The sequence below is a fragment of the Pseudoxanthomonas sp. LjRoot127 genome, assembly GCF_964253495.1.
In the GTDB taxonomy this organism is placed as follows: Bacteria; Pseudomonadota; Gammaproteobacteria; order Xanthomonadales; family Xanthomonadaceae; genus Pseudoxanthomonas_A.
Genome location: NZ_CAXUQR020000001.1, coordinates 1,905,001 through 1,907,500, shown reverse-complemented (window position 1 = coordinate 1,907,500; position 2,500 = coordinate 1,905,001). Strand labels below are relative to the sequence as shown.

Here is a 2,500-nt window from a genome sequence, read left to right as displayed (position 1 = left end):
CAGAGGTTCGTCCACTCCGGTCCTCTCGTACTAGGAGCAGCCCCTCTCAAACTTCCAACGCCCATGGCAGATAGGGACCGAACTGTCTCACGACGTTCTGAACCCAGCTCGCGTACCACTTTAAATGGCGAACAGCCATACCCTTGGGACCGACTACAGCCCCAGGATGTGATGAGCCGACATCGAGGTGCCAAACACCGCCGTCGATATGAACTCTTGGGCGGTATCAGCCTGTTATCCCCGGAGTACCTTTTATCCGTTGAGCGATGGCCCTTCCATACAGAACCACCGGATCACTAAGTCCTACTTTCGTACCTGCTTGATCCGTCGATCTCGCAGTCAAGCACGCTTATGCCTTTGCACACAGTGCGCGATGTCCGACCGCGCTGAGCGTACCTTCGAGCTCCTCCGTTACTCTTTGGGAGGAGACCGCCCCAGTCAAACTACCCACCATACATGGTCCCCGATCCGGATTACGGACCTAGGTTAGAACGTCAAGCACATCAGGGTGGTATTTCAAGGTTGGCTCCACCGAAGCTAGCGCCTCGGTTTCATAGCCTCCCACCTATCCTACACAGACGAACTCAACGTTCAATGTAAAGCTATAGTAAAGGTTCACGGGGTCTTTCCGTCTTGCCACGGGAACGCTGCATCTTCACAGCGATTTCAATTTCACTGAGTCTCGGGTGGAGACAGCGCCGCTGTCGTTACGCCATTCGTGCAGGTCGGAACTTACCCGACAAGGAATTTCGCTACCTTAGGACCGTTATAGTTACGGCCGCCGTTTACTGGGGCTTCGATCAAGAGCTTCGCCTTGCGGCTGACCCCATCAATTAACCTTCCAGCACCGGGCAGGCGTCACACCCTATACGTCCACTTTCGTGTTTGCAGAGTGCTGTGTTTTTGATAAACAGTCGCAGCGGCCTGGTTTCTGCGACCCCCCTCAGCTATAGCCCGCATGGGCCACCAAAGAGGGTGCACCTTCTCCCGAAGTTACGGTGCCATGTTGCCTAGTTCCTTCACCCGAGTTCTCTCAAGCGCCTGAGAATTCTCATCCTACCCACCTGTGTCGGTTTACGGTACGGTCTGCGTGAGCTGAAGCTTAGGAGCTTTTCCTGGAAGCGTGGTATCAGTGACTTCGTCCTAAAGGACTCGTCTCGGTGCTCGGTCTTAAAGGATCCCGGATTTGCCAAAGATCCAAACCTACCGCCTTTCCCCGGGACAACCAACGCCCGGTACACCTAACCTTCTCCGTCCCTCCATCGCACTCACGCGAGGTGCAGGAATATTAACCTGCTTCCCATCGACTACGGCTTTCGCCCTCGCCTTAGGGACCGACTAACCCTGCGTCGATTAACGTTGCGCAAGGAAACCTTGGGCTTTCGGCGTGCGGGCTTTTCACCCGCATTATCGTTACTCATGTCAGCATTCGCACTTCCGATACCTCCAGCAGCCTTCTCAAGCCACCTTCGCAGGCTTACGGAACGCTCCTCTACCGCGCATAACAAAGTTATGCACCCCAAGCTTCGGTTTCGTGCTTAGCCCCGTTAAATCTTCCGCGCAGACCGACTCGACCAGTGAGCTATTACGCTTTCTTTAAAGGGTGGCTGCTTCTAAGCCAACCTCCTGGCTGTCTGTGCCTTTCCACATCGTTTTCCACTTAGCACGAAATTTGGGACCTTAGCTGTGGGTCTGGGTTGTTTCCCTTTTCACGACGGACGTTAGCACCCGCCGTGTGTCTCCCGTACATTCTGTCTTGGTATTCGGAGTTTGCCATGGTTTGCTAAGACGCGATGTCCCGCTAGCCATAACAGTGCTCTACCCCCAAGAAGATTCATACGAGGCGCTACCTAAATAGCTTTCGAGGAGAACCAGCTATCTCCGGGTTCGATTAGCTTTTCACTCCTAATCACACCTCATCCCCTACCTTTGCAACGGGAGTGGGTTCGGGCCTCCAGTACCTGTTACGGCACCTTCACCCTGGGCATGACTAGATCACCCGGTTTCGGGTCTACTGCCCGCGACTATGCGCCCTTATCAGACTCGGTTTCCCTTCGCCTCCCCTATACGGTTAAGCTTGCCACGAACAGTAAGTCGCTGACCCATTATACAAAAGGTACGCAGTCACCCTTGCGGGCTCCTACTGCTTGTACGCACACGGTTTCAGGATCTATTTCACTCCCCTCTCCGGGGTTCTTTTCGCCTTTCCCTCACGGTACTGGTTCACTATCGGTCGGTCAGGAGTATTTAGCCTTGGAGGATGGTCCCCCCATGTTCAGACAGGGTTTCTCGTGCCCCGCCTTACTCGTCTTCACTGAAATGGTCTTTTCGAATACCGGGCTGTCACCGTCTATGGCCAGTCTTTCCAGACTGTTCTTCTAAAACCAATCCAGCTTAAGGGCTGGTCCCCGTTCGCTCGTCACTACTCAGGGAATCTCGGTTGATTTCTTTTCCTCCGGTTACTTAGATATTTCAGTTCACCGGGTTTGCTTCCAGCAGC

1 rRNA gene (cut by both window edges) is annotated in these 2,500 nt (G+C 54.0%); it reads right to left on the bottom strand.

The features are described from left to right. Positions 1-2,500: ribosomal RNA gene (locus ACSQ19_RS08870) — 23S ribosomal RNA — on the bottom strand (it extends past both window edges: 217 nt to the left, 162 nt to the right).